The organism is Azovibrio restrictus DSM 23866 (genome assembly GCF_000429665.1).
GTDB classification, from domain to species: Bacteria; Pseudomonadota; Gammaproteobacteria; order Burkholderiales; family Rhodocyclaceae; genus Azovibrio; species Azovibrio restrictus.
In genome coordinates, this window is the sequence record NZ_AUCH01000006.1 from 188,893 (window position 1) to 205,398 (window position 16,506).

Annotated in this window: 14 protein-coding genes; 11 read left to right on the forward strand and 3 right to left on the reverse strand. The window is 64.1% G+C overall.

All coding sequences use genetic code 11. From position 1 onward, the window contains the following. Positions 1 to 73 precede the first annotated feature (73 nt). From G474_RS20125 to G474_RS20130, 3 genes are read right to left on the reverse strand one after another with little or no spacing between them, the layout of a single operon-like run. Positions 74 to 1,927 (reverse strand): CHASE2 domain-containing protein, encoded by a 1,854-nt coding sequence (locus G474_RS20125; protein WP_051282133.1) that lies wholly within the window; start codon positions 1,925 to 1,927, stop codon positions 74 to 76. Further along, complete coding sequence (locus G474_RS0108300; RefSeq protein ID WP_084513656.1) at positions 1,921 to 3,126, reverse strand: glycosyltransferase family 4 protein; 1,206 nt, start codon at positions 3,124 to 3,126, stop codon at positions 1,921 to 1,923. The genes G474_RS20125 and G474_RS0108300 overlap by 7 nt, the downstream gene beginning before the upstream one ends. After that, a complete protein-coding gene (locus G474_RS20130) occupies positions 3,101 to 3,871 on the reverse strand; it encodes a Crp/Fnr family transcriptional regulator (protein WP_084513657.1) in 771 nt (256 codons plus the stop codon). Before G474_RS20130 ends, G474_RS0108300 begins: the two co-directional genes overlap by 26 nt. Positions 3,872 to 4,066: 195 nt before the next feature. On the opposite strand from G474_RS20130, the gene G474_RS0108310 reads away from it, so the two are divergent. From G474_RS0108310 to G474_RS0108360, 11 genes are all read left to right on the forward strand, one after another. Next, positions 4,067 to 4,870: an ABC transporter permease gene (locus G474_RS0108310; protein WP_026686567.1), complete on the forward strand. Its 804-nt coding sequence runs from the start codon at positions 4,067 to 4,069 to the stop codon at positions 4,868 to 4,870. An 80-nt stretch (positions 4,871 to 4,950) separates the two neighbouring features. Beyond that, positions 4,951 to 6,105, forward strand: a complete 1,155-nt coding sequence (locus tag G474_RS0108315) for an ABC transporter ATP-binding protein (RefSeq protein ID WP_281171720.1) — start codon at positions 4,951 to 4,953, stop codon at positions 6,103 to 6,105. A 26-nt stretch (positions 6,106 to 6,131) separates the two neighbouring features. Next, positions 6,132 to 7,175: a class I SAM-dependent methyltransferase gene (locus G474_RS22010; protein ID WP_051282137.1), complete on the forward strand. Its 1,044-nt coding sequence runs from the start codon at positions 6,132 to 6,134 to the stop codon at positions 7,173 to 7,175. Then, complete coding sequence (locus G474_RS0108325; protein WP_026686569.1) at positions 7,172 to 8,389, forward strand: glycosyltransferase family protein; 1,218 nt, start codon at positions 7,172 to 7,174, stop codon at positions 8,387 to 8,389. The genes G474_RS22010 and G474_RS0108325 overlap by 4 nt, the downstream gene beginning before the upstream one ends. Next, complete coding sequence (locus G474_RS20140) at positions 8,379 to 9,770, forward strand: glycosyltransferase family 4 protein (protein ID WP_051282139.1); 1,392 nt, start codon at positions 8,379 to 8,381, stop codon at positions 9,768 to 9,770. Before G474_RS0108325 ends, G474_RS20140 begins: the two co-directional genes overlap by 11 nt. 107 nt (positions 9,771 to 9,877) lie before the next feature. After that, positions 9,878 to 10,216, forward strand: coding sequence for a DMT family transporter (locus tag G474_RS20145; protein WP_169729508.1), 339 nt, complete (start codon positions 9,878 to 9,880; stop codon positions 10,214 to 10,216). 4 nt (positions 10,217 to 10,220) lie between these two features. After that, entirely contained in the window at positions 10,221 to 11,879 is a 1,659-nt protein-coding gene (locus G474_RS0108340; protein WP_026686570.1) for a DUF6311 domain-containing protein, read from the forward strand. Between the two features lie 6 nt (positions 11,880 to 11,885). Beyond that, entirely contained in the window at positions 11,886 to 12,887 is a 1,002-nt protein-coding gene (locus G474_RS0108345; protein WP_043463681.1) for an acyltransferase family protein, read from the forward strand. Between the two features lie 57 nt (positions 12,888 to 12,944). Next, entirely contained in the window at positions 12,945 to 14,258 is a 1,314-nt protein-coding gene (locus tag G474_RS0108350; RefSeq protein ID WP_026686572.1) for a FecR family protein, read from the forward strand. A 137-nt stretch (positions 14,259 to 14,395) separates the two neighbouring features. Continuing rightward, positions 14,396 to 15,541, forward strand: a complete 1,146-nt coding sequence (locus G474_RS23900) for a tetratricopeptide repeat protein (RefSeq protein WP_281171721.1) — start codon at positions 14,396 to 14,398, stop codon at positions 15,539 to 15,541. A 407-nt stretch (positions 15,542 to 15,948) separates the two neighbouring features. Next, positions 15,949 to 16,506: DUF4214 domain-containing protein (locus G474_RS0108360; RefSeq protein WP_026686574.1), on the forward strand; the 558-nt coding region annotated here is incomplete at its 3' end.

Consider the following 16,506-nt stretch of genomic DNA (forward strand, 5'->3'; position numbering starts at 1 on the left):
CCATGGTAGGCCAAGGCGTCCTTTCTGGCATCAGGGGCTGGGGCTCAGGGCATGAAGCTGGTGCGCTAGGGAGTCAGCCTGGGGAGGTTTCATCCAGGGGGACGGTGTAAATCTGGATCACGGTGGCGGTGTCCCGCAGGTGGATTTCACCGGCACTGCGGGTGGTGCAGCGCTGCAGCTTGGCGTTGGCAGAGGCTCCGATGACCAGGGAGAAGGGAAGGTTCTTGGCTGCTGATTCCAGGCGGGAAGCAAAATTGATGCAGTCGCCCACCGCAGTGTAGGTGCTGCGGAAGGGGGTGCCCAGGTCGCCCACCAGTGCCGAGCCGCTTTCTATGCCTATCCGGGCCCTGAGCATGGGGAGTCCCTGACGGATTTGTTCCTGGTTGAGGCGACGGATTTCCTCCAGGATTTCCAGGGCTGTTTCCACGGCCCGGTCGGCCTGGTCGGGGCAATCCAGGGGAGCACCCCAGAAGGCTACCAGGCCATCGCCGCTGTATTTGTCCAGGGTGCCGCCGGAGGCCAGGACAGGGCGGGTGAGGCAGTCCAGAAATACCTTGGTCAGATGGGCGGCTGTTTCCAGGGGTAGGGTGGAGGTCAGGCGGGTGTAGCCCTCCATGTCCGCGATCAGCACTGTCACTTCCCTCAGGGTGGGGGCCAGGCTGTAGCTCTTCCCCTGGCGCTGCAACTCTTCCAGGACGGGTTTTGCCACGTAATGGGACAGGGTTTCCAGGGCTTGGCGGCCGCGTCGCTGGGCTTGCCACCACTCATAGGGAATGACGGTGATCAACAGCACGAAGTAGCCTGCCATGGGGGCCAGCAGGGACCATTCGGCCTGGTGCAGGAATCCCCAGGTGGCGAGCAGGAGCCAGGCCAGAGCCAGGCCCAGGAGGAGTAGAACCCCGTGCCAGGCGGATAGCCGGGTGATGCGAAATACGCTGTAAGTCACGCTGGCCAGGAGCCACAAGGCGAGCAGCAAGCTGCCATTCCATGGGGTGTGAGTACGGCCTTCCTGCAGGTCCAGAAGTGCAGACACGCTTTGGGCATGAACCATGACGCCGGAAATCAACGCGTTCAGGGGGGTGCTTACCCGGTCGCTCAGGTTCAGGGAGGAGGAGCCCACAATGACGTGGCGGCCCTGAACCAGCTCCAGGGGGGCGTCGCCCTGAAGGATTTCCCAGGCGGGCAGGACGGTGTAGGAATCTGCAGGGTGCCGGAATGGGACGCGCCAGAGCCCTTGCGGGGCCAGGCTGGCCGGCAGGGTTGGCAAGGGTTCGGGGGCTGCGCACTGGAGCAGGGCCAGGGCAAACTGAGGATGGCTCTGGCCGGCAAATTCGCTGTAGAGGGGGAGATGGCGCAGCACCCCGTCCTGGTCCGGTAGATAGCCGATATTGCCGACGCAGCGGGCTGCCTGGCTCAGCCCGGCATGGTTGGCGATGTACCCGGAGGCGCTCCGGGCCTGGGCTCGGGGAACGCCGGGGTAGGGAGGGGCCAGGCTTCCCTGGGCCAAGGGAGGGGTGCGTGGGGTGTAATCGAAGACTTGGGCCAGCGCCAAGGGGGCGTAACGGGCCAGATTGGCCAGGCGTTCGTCGCCGGCTTCATCCCTGGCCTCGGGGAAAACGATGTCCAGGCCCACCGTCCTGGCCTGATAGTCGGTGAGCAGTATTTCCACCAGATCGGCCATGCGTCCCCGGGACCAGGGCCACTGGCCCAGACGGCGCAGGCTTTCGTCGTCGATATCTACCAGGGTAACCCGGTCTTCCGGCCTGTCGTAAGCCAGTCGTTGCAGCAGCACGTCCCTCAGGCTCTCGTCCAGGCGTTGCAGCACCGGGGGGTGCCAGGCGTCCAGCCCCATGACCAGGGCGCAGAGCAGCAGCGCCAGCAGCAGTCGATACAGACGGGCGGCCTGTTCCTTGGCGAGGCTCAGCAAGGCGAGTGCTCCTGGCCATGTCGGGTCAGGGCGGCCCGGTAAGCCGCACAGGTTTCCCGGGCGCAGCGCTGCCAGCTGAAGCCGGCAGCCCGCTCCAGGCCCAGCTGGCTGAGGCGGGCCCGCTCCGGGGCGTCTTCCAGCAGCCGGGCTAGGGCTGTGTGCCAGGCGGATACATCGTCGGGAGGCAGGGTGAGACCGGCATTGCCAACTACTTCCGGCAGGGAGGTCCGGTCGGAGGTCAGGACGGGGGTGCCCGAGGCCATGGCTTCCAGGGGAGGCAGGCCGAATCCTTCGTAGCAGGATGGGTAGGCAAACAGTCTTGCTCCGGCGTACAAGGCCGGCAGGCTTGATTCTGGCACATGGCCCAGCAGGCGGATCTGCCCGGCGCGGACCAGAGGCGAGGCAAACTCCAGCAGACTCTCCTGGTGCCAGCCCGACATGCCGGCCACAACCAGGGGGAAAGCCTGGCGCAGGGGTGCCGGGAGCTGCTGGTAGGCGAGAAAAAGGGTGTGGAGATTCTTGCGGGGTTCCAGGGTTCCCACCGTCAGCAGATAGGTGCCGGCTTCCAGCCCCAGCTGGGCCAGGGGGAGCTGCAGCGCTTCCTCGTCTCTGGGGTGAAAGACCGGGTCGGCCGCCAGGTGGGTGACATGAATCCGCGCTTCGGGGACCCCGAACAGGCTCTGCAGGCGTTCTGCGGTGGCCTGGGAAATGGCAATGATCCGGTCGGCCCGGGCCAGAGAACGGGGCAGCAGGCGTGCGAGCAGGGCGACCCGTTCCGCCGGGTGGGTTTCCGGCAGGTCGAAGCAGGAGAGGTCATGGACGGTGATGACCTGGGGGCCATGGTATGGCAGGGCAATGAAACGGGGCTCGTGGTACAGGGTGCCGGCCCGGCTCTGGGAGCGGGTCCGCAGGCGGAACAGGAGGCTGTCGCCCTGCTGGCGCAGGGTGCGCAGGCCGGGAATGTGGGCGCCGATACGAAAGAAGGAGGGGGCGATCGGGTTCGGTTGGGGCAGTTGGCCTTTGAGGCCGGAGCCACAATAGTGCTGCAGGCTAACTTCTCCGCCCGCCTCCAGGGCCTGGCCCAGTTGCCAGACGTAGCGGGCAATGCCGGTAAACGGGCCGCGCAGGGCAGAACTGTTGAACAGGACTGGCAGGGGCGGGGGCACGGGCCCTTCAACTCCGGCCTGGGTCGATATCATCCTGGGGCTCCGGTTGCCCGCTGGTAGCCGCCTTGCGTAGCGCCTCCGGCTGGCGGACGATCAGGCGGCGCAAGTCCTTCTCCACCACCCCGTGCCTGATCAGCACCTGGAGGGCCCGGGATACGGTTTCCCGGCTGGTGTTGACCATGATGGAGATCTGTTGCTGGCTGGGCATCTTCTCGATTACCACCAGGCCGCCGGGCCCGGGGGCGGAGAGATGCAACAATAGGGCGTAAACCCGTTGGAAGGCATTGGGCAGGCCCAGGATGGCCCGGTAGCTGGAGGCGTTGCGGATGGACTTGGCCATGCGTTGCAGCAGGCGTTCGGCCACCAGGGGGGTGTTATAGATCAGGGTCTGGGCCTGGGCCCTGGGCAGCAGGGCTACCAGACTGGTTTCGCAGGCGATGACGGAAGCGGAGCGGGGTTCCCCGTCAATGATGGACAGCTCCCCGAAGTAATCTCCCGGCAGGACGAAGGACAAGCCCACCTCGCGGCCTTCCTCGCTGGTGTCCACCACCTGCAGCCGTCCTGCCAGGAGGAACAGCAGGTGTTCCCCGGGGCTGCCCTTGTGCAGCACATAGGCTCCCCGTTCCGCTTTGCGTACCAACAAATGGTTGGCGACTTGCTGCAAGGTGGTGCCATCCAGATCCGACAAGAGGGGAATCTTGTTCAGGTGGATGGTGATGGCCGGTTTCAGAGCTGGCTGGGTCTGATCTGGGGGAGTGGCAGGATTCTTATCGTTCATGGGGATGGACCGGAACAGGCGGCAGGGTCCCGGCGAGTGACCGGATCTCCGATGATTGTCTGTGCTTCCTGCTGATGCAATTGGGTGAGTGAAGTTAACGGAGAGGGTGGAATATAATGCGCAGCTTCGCCTGTGGATGCAAGACCTCTTCCGGGTATGCGCGCGGGATGCCGGGAAGGCCGGGCAACAGGACAAATGGAAAGCAAGCAATCGGAACTGGGACGGGTATGGCATTACCGGCGCTTCATCGCCGGTACCGTGCTGCGGGAATTCAAGGGCAAGTTCAATCGCTCCATCCTTGGGGCCTTGTGGCTGCTGCTGGCTCCCTTTGCCATGATCAGCATCTATACCCTGGTTTTTTCCCATGTCATGAATGCGCGCTTTTCGGGTGCGGCCGGGCCTTACTCCTACAGCATCTTCATCTGTGCCGGCCTGCTGCCCTGGCAGTGGTTCAGTGAGCTTCTGTCCCGCAACGTGGGGTTGTTTGTGGACAATGCCGGTTTGATCAAGAAGAATAATTTCCCCCGCATGGCACTTCCGGTTATCAATTTCTGTGCCAGCGGGGTCAACTTCCTCCTGGCCGTGCTGGTGTTTCTGGTCTTCCTCCTGGCTGTAGGTCAGTGGCCGGGCTGGCCCATGCTCCTGGCGATTCCCCTGTTACTGCTGCAATCGGCCTTTGCCAGCGTACTGGGCTTTTTCTTAGGCGTGCTCAACGTGTTCTTCCGGGATGTGGCCAATGCCATGGCCCTGATCCTGCAGTTCTGGTTCTGGTTTACTCCCATCATTTACCACGCCGACGTGCTCTCTCCCCGGGTGGCCGGGTACCTGGCCTTGAATCCGTTGATGCCGGTGTTTCAGGGGTACCAGGGGATTTTCCTGGAGCAGGCTGTGCCGGACTGGTCTGCCTTGCTGCCCCTCGTGGCCTTCGTGGCTGTCATGCTGCCCCTGACTTTCTGGTTCTACCGTCGGGTCGGAGCGGAAATCGTGGACGAACTGTAGCCATGGGTGCCCTCTCGGTTGCCGGTCTCGGCAAGTGTTTCCGTGTTTACAGGAGTGCCCTTCATCGCCTGGGAGCCTGGTTGGGGTTGCCGGTGCGCCATGAGGATCGCTGGGTATTGCGGGACATCAGTTTTTCCGTTCAGCCGGGTGAGTCCGTCGGCCTGGTGGGACGTAACGGCGCGGGTAAGAGCACCCTGCTCAAACTGATCACCGGGGTCATGGCGCCCAGTTGTGGTCAGGTTCAGGTGAGTGGTCGGGTATCGGCCCTGCTGGAACTGGGCATGGGGTTTCATCCCGAGTTCACCGGGCGTCAGAACGTACTGATGCAGGCCTATCTGCAGGGTATGTCCCATGAGGAGGTCGCCGGCCTGATGGCCTCCATCGCCGAGTTTGCCGAACTGGGGGATTACTTCGACATGCCTGTGCGGGTCTACTCCAGCGGCATGCAGGTGCGGCTGGCCTTCAGCGTCGCCACGGCGGTGCGCCCTGACGTACTGATCGTGGATGAAGCCCTGGCCGTGGGCGATGCCTATTTTCAGCACAAGTGCTTCGACCGGATCCGCCGCTTCAAGGAAGCCGGAACCACCCTGCTGTTCGTTTCCCATGATCCGGGTACGGTTAAAAGCCTCTGTGAGCGGGCCATCCTCATCGAAGGCGGCCGCATCATGCGGGACGGGGTTCCGGCAGATGTTCTCGATCTCTACAACGCCATCATCGTGCCCGAGGTGGCAAGTCAGGCTATTGGCGACTTGGCCAGGGCTGAAGGCGGGGGGCTGCGCTTTGGTGATGGTCGCCTGCATATCCGGGAGGCTTGTTGGCGGGTGCATGGTCAGGAAACGGTGGCGCTGACTGCTGGCCAGCCGGCGGAGCTGCATCTGCTGGTGGAGGCTAGGGAAAGCATGGTGGATTTCACCATCGGCCTGTTGGTCAAGGACCGTCTGGGTAACGATATCTTCGGCACCAATACCTTTCACCTGGCTCAGGAGCCGGGGCCGTTGGCGGCGGGGCAGTGCCAGGCCTATGTTTTTCGTTTTCCCGTCCTCAATCTGGGGCCTAGCCACTACAGTCTGACCCTGGCCTTGCACGCCAGCAGCAATCATCTGGCGGGTAACTACGACTGGTGGGAGCGGGCCATCACCTTCCAGGTCGTGCCTGAGGAGGGCAACCGTAGCATTGGTGTCTGCCACATGCCCGTGCAGCTGGAGCGGACAGCAACTCCGGAGCGCGCGGGCTGATGCTTTTCCTGATCGGAGTGAACTAGATGAATGCCCCGGGAGCCCAAGCCCCCTCTTTCTGGCGTCGCCTGCGTGGGTTTGCTGGGTTTTTCCTGAACCTGCGCCGCCGTTTCCTGTACCAGGAACAGGCTCTTGGGCGTTTGCAGCAGCAGTGCGAAACCCTGCAGATTCAGCTGGCGCAGTTGCGTAATGATCACCAGGCCTCGGTGGAATGGCTGGGCCAGATCTATCCCGACATCGTCAGTGCCATTGGACGCAAGATCGAAGCCGAGCACCTGGCGGAAATGGGGGAGAAGCTCTTTGCCTCGGTACTACGGGAACTGGAGCGCCAGCGGCCGGTTGCCGCCCCAGTTGCGAGCCTGGAAGCGGCTCCGGCGCGAGTGCTTGAGCCTCAGGATGCGGAGGATGCAGATTTCTACCTGGCCCTGGAGCGGCGTTTCCGGGGGGCGAGACAGGATGTGGGGGCGCGCCAGGCCGTATACCTCCCCTATCTGCCCCGGGACCAGGGCACCAGGCCTGTCGTCGATCTGGGCTGCGGGCGTGGCGAGTGGTTGCAACTCCTCCAGGAACAAGGCATTGTTGCCCGGGGCGTGGACATGAATCCGGTCAACGGGGCTGCCTGCCGCCATGCCGGGCTGGATGTGCACACCGGTACCGCTGCCGAATATCTGGAGCAGCTGGAGGGGGGCAGCTGCAGCGCCGTTACTGCCTTCCAGGTGGTGGAACATCTTTCCTTCCCCCAACTGGGAGAATTGTTGCGTCAGGCCAGGCGGGTCCTGGCTCCCGGTGGGGTGCTCATTCTCGAGACCCCCAACCCGGAAAACCTGCTGGTAGCGTCCTGCAGTTTCTGGCTGGATCCTACCCACATCAAACCGCTGCCCCCCGATCTGCTGGCGTTCATCGTCGAATACAGCGGTTTTTCCCCGATTGAGGTGCTGCGCTTGAATCCCCATGAATCCCTGACGCCCGACGGGGACGTCCTGCAGCAGCTGCTCTATGGCCCCCGGGATTACGCCGTGGTGGCCCGCTGTCCATCTGCCCCGGAGGGCACATCCGTGGAGACCCCATGAAGAAGGTTCTGATCCTCGCTTCCTATTCCTGTGTCACCCCCTTGCACGGGGGGCAGATCCGCCTCTCGGAAATCATCAAGTCCTATCAGGCTGCCGGCCATGCCGTGCAATCCCTGAACCTGTACAGCATGATGTCGGTGGGTAGGGGGAGTCACGACTTCAACTATCCACTGGATACCCCCTGGCGGCTCTGGCAGGGGCGTTCCGTGCCCCTGATCGAAGACCTGACCTCGGGCCGCTATGCGGCTGGGGACGAAGAGGCCTATGCCCGCCTGACCCGCGCAGTTGAAGGGGTGCCGGACGTGATTCAGGTGGAGCAGCCCTGGTTGTTTCCCCTGGTGGCCCGCTGGCGCCGGGAAGGGGTGTTCCCCGGGGCCACCATCGTCTACAGCTCCCACAACGTGGAAGCGCCCCTGAAGCTGGCCATCCTGCGCCAGTACGGCATTCCCGAGGCGGAGCAAATCGCTGCCGAAATCGATGCTCTGGAGCGGCAGGCCTGCGAACTGGCCGACGTGGTCCTGGCAGTGTCCCGTTCCGACTGTCAGGTGCTGGGGGCCTGGTGTCGGCAGCCTGTCGTCCTGGCCGCCAACGGCATAGCCGCCTGGCCCCGGGTGGAGCGGGACATGGCTGCCTGGCGGGGCCGCCTGCCGCAGCAACCCTTTCCCCTGTTCGTGGGCAGCGCCCATCCCCCCAACATCTCCGGCTTCTTCGAGGTGTTCGGAGAGTCCCTGGGCTTCCTGCCGCCGGATACTCGCCTTTGCGTCCTGGGGAGTGTCGGTGCCCATTTGCCGGAAAACCCCCGGATGCAGCGCTGGCTGCCCCTGAATCTGTCCCGCCTGCAGGTCCTGGGGGTGGTGGACGAAGCCGGTCTGGCTGCCGTCAAGAACCTGGCCCACGTGATCGTTCTGCCCATCACCGAGGGCGGTGGCTCCAACATCAAGACCGCCGAGGCCCTGTACTCCGGCAAGCATGTCCTGGGAACCCCAGTCAGCTTCCGGGGATTCGATGCCTACCTGGGCATGCCCGGTGTCCATGTGGCGGAACCGGGCCGACCCTTCCGGGAGAAGCTGCGGGAACTGCTGCAGGCACCGCCCTTGGCGCCTGCAGCTCCCGATCTGGAATTACGCCAGTCCCTGCTCTGGCGGCACACCCTGGCGCCCATGGTCAGCGCCGTGGACCAACATCTGCAAAGCCGTTCAAACCATGTCCAATGATTCCATCCTCCTCTGGGTCGACGTCACGACCCTGATGCACTGGCAACGGCCCGCCGTAGGCATAGTCCGGGTCGAGCAACAGTTCTGTCTCTGGCTGCTGGCGGAGCAGCTGCCCGACGTGGGTTTCTGCGGCTACGACAAATCCAGCCGTAGCTTCTACGCCGTGAGTCGGGAGCAGCTACAGGCTCAGCTGGACCGCATCCAGGCCATCGGGACCCGGCAGAACGAAGCTGTACCCAGTGGTGACTGGAAACTGCATCTGAAACATCGCTTGAAGCAGGCCATAGGCTACCTGCCCCCAGCCCTGGGGGTGCGGGTATTCAACCTGCTGCAGCGCCTGCGTCCCCATGCTGGTCGCCTCTGGCGCGGCCTGGTGGTTGCCCGGGGGCGTCTGGCTGCTGCCCGGCGCAAGGAGGAGGGCGGTGTCCCCCGGGCTTTCACGCCGGTGCAGTTCGCCCCGGGCAGTGTCTATGTTTCCATGGGGCTGGACTGGGACTACAAAGACATGGCCGACATTTACCGGCAGAAACAGGAACGGGGCTTCAAATGCCTGTTCTTCTGTTACGACATCATTCCTGTACTGATGCCCCAGCTCTGCGTCGCCGACGTTTCCCGCCAATTCGCCCACTACTTTGCCGACCTGGCCTGGGCAGCAGACCGTATCCTGTGCATTTCCGATGCGTCTCGCCGGGATCTGCTGCAACTGCTGGACACCCTGGGGGTGCCCTGCGCCAGCGCCGAACGGGTGCATCTGGGCGGCGACATCCTGCCAGAGGGAGGGCTCCAGGCGCCTTCGCCCACGGTGGAAAAAGTGCTGGCCGAACCCTTCATCCTCTTCGTTTCCACCATTGAACGGCGCAAGAATCACGAAACCCTGTACCGCGCCTACAGCCGCCTGGCCCGCCAGGGCGTGGCGCTGCCCCGGCTGGTTTTTGTCGGCATGTCCGGCTGGGGGGTGCAGGAACTCTTCTCCGACCTGCGCCTGGACCCCATGGTGGCTGGCAAGATAGAGCTGCTCCACCATGTGGATGATGCGGATCTGGCCGTGCTCTACCAGCACGCCCAGTTCACCGTCTACCCCTCCCTGTACGAAGGCTGGGGGCTGCCGGTGGCTGAAAGTCTGGCTTTCGGGAAATACTGTCTGGCCTCCAATGCGGCTTCCCTGCCCGAGGTGGGCGGCGACTGGGTGGATTACCTGGACCCCTGGGATGTGCCGGGTTGGGCCGAGCGGCTGCAGTTCCTGTTCGCTCATCCGGAATGGGTAGCCGAGCGTAATGCCCGGATTGCCCGGGAATACCGGGCCCATCCCTGGCGGGAAACGGCCCGGGAGATTTATGAGCAGGCCCGTGCCCTGGCCAGCTCGTCCCCCGGGCAGAACTGAGGCATGGCAAGGAAATTCCCGGATCAAAAGTGCGTCGGTGCTGGCGGCGGGAGCCCCTGCGTGGCCTTGCTCCGGAGGCTGGGGGCATGCCCCCGGGCGGAGGGGTGATGAAATCCCTGATTCTGGTGATCCTGGCCGTATGCTGCAATGCTGGAGCCCAGGTGGCCCTGAAACAGGCTGCCATGGGGGAGCTGGGCCACTGGCAAGCCTGGTTCAAACCCAGTCTGTTTCTTGGGGCCGGCCTCTACGTCACCAGTTTTATCGTGACGGTCAAGGTCTATGCAGACTACGACCTGAGTCTCATCTCCCCCGTCATGGCGGGGGCAATCTTCGTCCTGGTCACTATTGCCGCCCATTTCCTCTTCGCCGAGTCCCTCTCCTTCTCCAAGCTGGCCGGCATCGCCTGTATCGTCGCCGGCATTGCCCTGTTGGCCCGGGGGCACTGAAATCGTGTGGGCCAACGGAACCCTGCACCGGGGGGGGCTCAGCCTCAGCGAACTGTTTCTGGTGCTTGGCTTCGCCCTGTTCTATCACCTCTACCTGTTTGGTCCCGGGAGTCTGGACCCGGGGCAAGTGGCCTGGCTGCTGCACGGGGACCCGGCCCAGCATTACCTGGGCTGGCAGTTCTTTCGCCATGAGGCCTGGTCCTGGCCGCCAGGGCGGATCGAGGGCTTTGGCTGGCCCGAAGGCAGCAGCCTGGTGTTTACCGACGCCATACCCCTGCTGGCCCTGCCGGGCAAGCTCCTGTCTCCCTGGATGGGGGGGGAGTTTCAGTATTTCGGCCCATGGATCCTCGCTTCCCTGATCCTGCAGGGCTACTGGGCCTTGCGCCTCCTGGCCCCCTGGACTCCCAGTCCTGCCCTGCGTTTTCTTGCGGCATGCCTGTTCATCCTCAGCCCCCCGCTGTTTTTGCGAGGCTACGGACATGAGTCCCTGATGGCCCACTGGCTGCTCCTGGCGGGCCTCCACGGCTATCTGAGCCGCTGGCGGAACTGGTCCTGGAGCCTGCTCCTGCTGGCGGCGGCGCTGACCCATTCCTACCTCCTGCTCATGGTGCTGGGTCTCTGGGGGGCTGCATTGCTGGAAAACTGCCTCCTGGCCCCGGGGCGATGCTGGCGCCAGGTGCCGGGCGTTCTGGCTGCTGGGGCCGTGCTACTGGCGGGCATGTTGCTGGCGGGATACTTCATTCCCAGGTCCTCCCTGAGTGGAGAGGGCTACGGCTTTTTCTCCATGAACATCCTGGCTCCGGTGCAGCAGGTGATCATCGGCCCGGAATTTGGCCGGGCCCGACTGATGCCGGACATCCCCGTGGCTACAGGAGGACAGTACGAAGGATATCTTTACCTGGGGGCTGGTTTCCTGTTTCTGGCCCTGCTGCAACTTCTGCCCTGGCGTCAGCCGGCACCAGCCGGGCTGATGCCGGAGACCCCGGTCCGCCTCTGGCCCCTGGTGAGCGTCGCCCTGCTGTTCTGGGGGCTGGCCCTGTCGCCCCAGGTCACCCTGGGGCCCTGGCATCTATTCACCCTGCCCCTGCCGGAACTGCTGCAGCACAAACTGGCTATTTTTCGTTCTAGCGGTCGTTTCGGCTGGCTGCTGTTCTATCTGCTCTGTCTGGGAATCCTGGTCCGCCTGCTGCGCCGCTGGTCCGGTAGCCCGTGGCTGCCGTTCCTGCTGATCCTAGCTTTGGTGCTGCAGGTTGTGGACATGGGGGAAAAATACCGCTTCCTGCGGCAGCGCATTCAGGAGCGGGGAACCTGGAGCACCCCCCTGGCAGACCCGGCCTGGCACAGCCTGGCCGCCGGGGCCCGGCAGCTGATGATCCTGCCGCCTTTCCCGGACATGGAGCAACGCTATGTACCCTATGCCCAGGTGGCGGCCCGCCACGGCCTGGCCACCAATGCCGCCCATGGAGCCCGGGGCGACAAGGACCTGGCTGCAGTCCGCGCCAAGCAGATGTGGGCGGACCTGCAACAGGGGCACCCCGAGGCCGGTACCCTGTACATCATTTCTGATCCGGCCCTGGTTCCCGGGCTGCCGGCTTCCATCCAGGCACGCCTGCGTCAGCTTGACGGCCAGATCGTGCTGCCCCCTTCGTCTCCGGAGCCCTGAGCCCTCATGCTGGGAACACTAAGACTCCTGCTCGCCCTGGCGGTGGCCGCCAGCCACGTGGATTACCGGATTTTTGGGCTGAATCCCGGGGTGATGGCCGTGATCGGTTTCTACCTGATTTCCGGCTACGTCATGACCGGCCTGTTACAACGCCACTACCCGTCGGGGCAACGTGCTCCGGCCTTCTACGGCGACCGGGCGGTGCGTCTGCTGCCCCAGTACCTGTTCTACGCCTTCGCCACCCTGCTCTGGTTCCTCTATTTTGGACCGGGGCAGCAGAACCCCAGCCTGCTTTACTTTCTCAGTCGCCAGCCAGGACTGGCGGACCTGTTCAACAATCTCAGCATTATTCCCCTGAACTACTACATGTGGCTGCACAGCGACCGGTTCACCCTGTTGCCACCCGCCTGGTCCCTGGGGGCAGAAATCCAGTTCTACCTGTTGGCCCCCTTCATCCTGCTGCACCGCTGGCGGCTTCTGGCCCTTGGGGCCCTGGCGCTGGGCGTGTACGGGCTGGCCCTGGGCGGCTGGATTCATAGCGACTGGTTTGGCTACCGCCTGCTTCCCGGGGTGTTGTTGTTCTTCTTTCTGGGCAGCCTGCTGCAGCAGCTGCACCAGGGGGGCAGGGAGCGGACGGCCTGGCTTCTGGTGCTGGGAACCTGCCTGGGAGCGTTGCTGGCGGGCTGGTTCGCCAGCCGGCATGGCAGTCTGCAGCAACCCTACAACCAGGAAACCCTGCTGGGCCTCCTGCTGGCTTTTCCCTTGCTGCAACTGCTGGCCACCCGGCGGCGCCAGACCTGGGATGAGCTGGCGGGGGACATTTCCTACGGGGTATTCCTCAATCATTTCCTCATCTACTGGGCCCTGTTCCCCGCAGGCGTAAGGCTGGAGCAGCTTCCCCTCTTTCTGGGGCTCTCCATCCTGCTGGCCTGGGCCAGTCAGCGTGTGGTGGAAAAGCCACTCCTGCGCTGGCGGCAGACCCTGCGCCGGAAGGCTGTAAGTGCTTGATGCACTTCCTTTGCTAGAATGCCGGAACCTACGTGGAATTTTTTCGGGGAAGCTGTCATGAAAACCTGCCAGAACCGCCTTGTCCTCCAGTCTCATATCCCGGTGCGGGAAGCCCTGCTTTCAGCCCGCGGGAATTTCTGGTTCTGGCTCATGGGGCTGCTGCTCCTGGTCTCCTGTCTGCGCCCGGCCCTGGCTTCGGAGGGCAGCGAGAAAGCCGTCTCCCAGGCCGTCGGTGAGGTCGTGTTCGTGGCTGGTGAAGCCAGTCTGCAACGGGATGGTCAATGGCAGGGGCTGCAAAAGGGACGCAGCCTTCAGGAAGGGGACACCGTCCGCACCGCCGCCAATGGTCACGTGCACTTGCGCATGCTCGACAAGGGCTTCATCGCCGTGCGTCCAGGCTCTACCCTGACCCTGAAGCAGTACCGCTACAACCCGGACCAGCCGGAAGAAAACCGGGTCCTGCTGTACCTGGAAAACGGGGTGGCCCGGACCATTTCCGGCAAGGCCGGCGAAGCCAACCGGGAGAAATACCGGTTCACCACTCCGGTGGCCGCCATCGGCCTGCGTGGGACGGACTATGTGGTTCAGGCCGAAACGGCCCTGACCCGGGTCAGCGTCCTCAAGGGGGCAGTGGTGGTCAGCCCTCTGGGCGGAGGTTGCGGTGCTGATCTGGCCGCTGGTTGTAGCAGTCGCCTGGCCCGGGAGCTGAATGCCAGCAACCCCAATGCCTACCTGGAAGTGCGGCTGCGCGGCAATGTGCCGGAGGTGATCCTGCAGGAAAGCAGCCAGGACGGTCCGGGTCGCAAGAACCAGATTCATCCGGAAGAGCCTCGGGCCGTGCTGGAGAAGGAAGTCATCCATGTGCTTTCCGGCTCCCTGGCGCCGGAACCGCCCCGAGGTATCCTCTGGGGGCGCTGGTCCGGTGTGGCGACCCCCACCCCCACGCTGGTCAGTCTGGTTGACGAAAGCCGGGAAGTGGCCTTTGGCAATGAACTGTTCGGCTTGCTCAAGCCGGTAGGCAGTGTTGCCTTGCCGGCTGGCACCGTCAGCCTCAACTATGGCGGAGGTGAAGCCTGGTTGAAGAGCGATCTGGGGCAATTGACCTCGGTGGCCCTGAGCGACGGCAGTCTTTCCCTGGATTTCAACCGGCGCCAGTTCCAGACCAGCCTGCAAGCCCAACTGCCCAGCGGCAGCCAGCAACTGCATGCCAATGGGAGCATCACCTTCCAGGGTGCCTTCTTCAGTAATGCCAGCAGCTCCAACATGAATGTCTCCGGGGTTGTCACTTCCAATGCCCAGGAAGCCGGCTACCTCTTTGACAGCAAGCAGCCCGGCGGGACCCTGTTCGGAGCCACATACTGGAAACGCTGATCCACGGGGTAAGGGCAATCTGCTGCATCCTGGCGCTGTCCTTCGGGGCAGCGCTTCCCGTTCTGGCCGAGAACCAGGAAGCACGTACCGAGCAAGAGGCCGATCCCGCCTTTCTCAGCCTGGAACAACGCTATCGCCTGGCCGTCGAGTATCTGGACCAGGGGCGGGCCGAGGCTGCCCAGCGCCTGCTGGAACAGATCGTTGGCGAACGGCCGGAGTTTGCCGGGGCCTGGCTGGATCTGGCGGTGGCGGCCTACCGTGCGGGGCAGCTGGATGCGGCCCTGGAACACCTGGCCTATGTACGCGAACAGTTTCCCCTGAATCCCCTGCTGGCCCGGCAGGTGGAAACCTGGCAGCGGGAGTGGCGGACGGCCAGGGGGGCCGGGGTACCCAGCATCTGGCGCGGTGAAATCCAGCTGGACGCGGGCTACGACGATAACGTCAATGCCGGGCTGTCCCGTAGTCAGATCACCCTCACCATTCCCGGTGGGCAGGCCATCCTGCCCCTGGCCTCCAGCTACCGCCCCCGGGGCGACAGTTTTACCCAGCTCGGTATCAGTCTCTGGCGCAGCTGGCAACTGGCCGAAGGCAGCCTGCATCCCCTGCTCCAGGTCCGCTACCGGCAGATGGGCAGCGAGCGGGATTACGATCAGGTGGATCTCCAGGGAGGACTCATGTACCAGCAGGTACCGGATGAGGACGGCCGTTCCTGGCAGGCCGGCCTGCTTCTGCAGCACTACCGTCTGGGGGGGAGCACTCTGGGTAACACCCAGCGGGTGGTATTGCAGCGGCTGCAGCAGCATGAGCAGTGCCGCCTGGCCTGGGGGGGGGAAGTGGAAGAGCGCAGCTACCCGGGCTTGCCCCTGGATGGGCGCATTTTCTGGCTGGATGCGGGGCTGGCCTGTCAGAACAGCGCTGCCCTGATGTGGTCGGCTAGCCTGCGTACCGGCTGGGAGCGACCCGAGCAATCCAGTCGCCCCGGGGGCGGTAACCGGCAATGGGAGCTCAACCTCCAGGGCAGTTACCGCTTTGACAGCCGCCTGAGCCTGGACTGGCGCTGGCAGTACTCCCTGATTCTGGACCAGGAAGGTTACAGTCCCCTGCTCTCCGAAAACGAACGTCGCCGCCTGCGGCAACAGTTTCTGGGGGTGGGGCTGCAACGGGCCCTGGGCGAGGAATGGCTGTTGCGTCTGGGGCTGGAGCTGCAGCGCCAGGGCAGCAACCTGCAGATCTTCGAACAGAATTCCAGCCAGATTGGGGTAAGCCTGCGCCGGGCCTTCTGAGGCAGGCTTCCCTTAGGGTCGCCGGCAGCCCTTTGCCGTGGCGAAACGGGGGCTGTCTGGATGAAAGTGCTCCGGCGACTGGGGGCTGGCATGTCCTGGCCGCGTAGCGCACTTGAACCGCTTGTCTCCCCTTCTGGCCCTTGCACATTTTTCCGCAGGCTCCAGGGCCAGCCGGCAGGCCAGGCTGACTGATGTGGGAAGCAGACGGCATGATGCCGACGGGCTATGGAATGGGGGCATTTGTATGCCAAAATGCTACCTTGTCAGCGCGAACGGGGGGGGCGGGCAAGACCGGGGCCGCTCCAGGTTTGCGCCAAGCATGATCGTTACCGGACTGGAAGATCAGCAACGGCCAGGGCCGTAACCTGCCGGTCTGGGCCAATTTTTTTTACAAGGGGCAGGTCTCAATGGCAATCACCAGCGCAACTTACACTGAAATATCCCAACTCTACGTGGCCCTGTTCGGCCGCGCGCCTGACGCCGAAGGTCTGGGCTACTGGGCGCAGCTGCGGGGCGGCGGCGCTGCCCTGAGCGATCTGGCCAATACCATGTTTCTCACCGAACCGGCGCGGTTGTACTACCCCAATGGGCTGAGCCACCGGGAAGTCATCGCCAGTTTCTATCTCAACGTGCTGGGCCGTCCTGCGGATGCCGAGGGTCTGGACTTCTGGAGCGCCAAGCTGGATGCCGCCGGCGCCACGGTGGGCTCCGTGATCACCGAAATGATCCACGTGGTGGCCGGCTACACGGGGAGCCATCCTGACGGTCTGGTTTCCCAGGCCCTGTTCAACAACCGGGTGGAAGTGGCGGGCTACTGGAGCGCACACGCCGGTGGGGTGGAAGGTTCCGGCGCCATCCTGGCGGACGTGAGCGCCGACCCGGCCACGGTTGAAGCCGCCAAGGCCGCAATCGGTTCCGACACCTTCATCCTGACCACTGGCGCCGACCATGCCTCCGCCAACATA